Here is a 1,142-nt window from a genome sequence, read left to right on the forward strand (position 1 = left end):
CCATTATTTACTCCGCATTACACGTACTCTCTTCTATGTTATAAAATCAAGCATCTTCTGCATATACACCATCTCCATAATATAAAAAAGAGGAGTCCCCGCAGGTTCTCCCCCGGTCGCAGGCCTCACAGGTTTCTGCAACGCGATCACTGTATTTGCAGTTTATTCCGCAATGGGAATAGGTTTTCGGTCTCCATCCCGACCACTGGAACAGGTTTAAGGTCTCTGTTCCGACCTTATATACATCTTTTATATTTTAATTATGCAAGATAACTTTAGAATCTGCAACAAGTTGTTGCTAAATTAACTGCTTATTTATGAACTCAATTCCGTTACCAGTGAAGAATATCTTTTTGTCCGGTTCTTTATATCCTCCTCACTGACACCATAATAACAATATAAATCTCTAGCTATTTTCTTAAACCTTTTTATGACCGACTTATTTCCAGAGTAAGATATTCCAAATATATTCCAGGTATAATCTACCTCTATTTCCATTAAATCCTCACCAATTTTTATTTCATATAAATGAAAATCCATGGGAATTACATTATCAGGCATTTGGTCAATCAATTTATTTCTAATTTCCATTTCATTCAAAAAATTTTTAACAGATTCTTCATTATGAAAATCTGGTTTTGGAATATCCTTCCTTTGGCCCAAAAGTTCTGGTTTATGCTGCATAATCAAACTAGCTTTTAGATTTTTCTGTCGTTCTATCCAATTTGTTGCGGCAGGATTGATTTCCACTAAATCATAATGATCCTTTGCGTATTGCACCACTTCCGCAAGGGTATGCGGGTTGGCCGCTATTCTCTTTTCTATCCTTTTTCGTCTGGATTGATAGATAGCATTTCGGATTCTAATCTTTAGAGATTGCTTTTGAGCTTCTCCAAATATAAAAACACTTGTGGGACCATCTTCACCATTTATTATGGAAACTTGATTGATACTTTTATTTTTCATAAGTGCCCTCTACTCACAAATCCCGATTATATCGGTGATTCACAATCTTTTAGCCAAAATCGCAGTTCCATAACCGTCACAGCAATTTTATACTTTACTTCGATTTCAATCTTTTCTGGTGGATTGGCTAAAAGCCTGTCAATATCATTTTCCTCAACACCAGCCATTTTTGCTAT

At 35.6% G+C, this 1,142-nt stretch carries 2 protein-coding genes; both read right to left on the minus strand.

Features of this window, described 5'->3' with window-relative positions:
* Positions 1-315 precede the first annotated feature (315 nt).
* Positions 316-966, minus strand: coding sequence for a hypothetical protein (locus tag DWX65_RS14780; protein ID WP_012744349.1), 651 nt, complete (start codon positions 964-966; stop codon positions 316-318).
* Between the two features lie 26 nt (positions 967-992).
* Positions 993-1,133, minus strand: a complete 141-nt coding sequence (locus DWX65_RS15720) for an HTH domain-containing protein (RefSeq protein WP_012744350.1) — start codon at positions 1,131-1,133, stop codon at positions 993-995.
* Between the last annotated feature and the right edge of the window lie 9 nt (positions 1,134-1,142).

Origin of the sequence: Roseburia sp. AF20-18LB, assembly GCF_003461185.1 — a bacterium.
Taxonomy (GTDB): domain Bacteria; phylum Bacillota; class Clostridia; order Lachnospirales; family Lachnospiraceae; genus Roseburia_C; species Roseburia_C amylophila.

Bases quoted from the DNA above. Each gene is read 5' to 3' on its own strand.
- DWX65_RS14780 (WP_012744349.1), bottom strand. From the start codon at position 966: ATGAAAAATAAAAGTATCAATCAAGTTTCCATAATAAATGGTGAAGAT.
- DWX65_RS15720 (WP_012744350.1), bottom strand. From the start codon at position 1,133: ATGGCTGGTGTTGAGGAAAATGATATTGACAGGCTTTTAGCCAATCCA.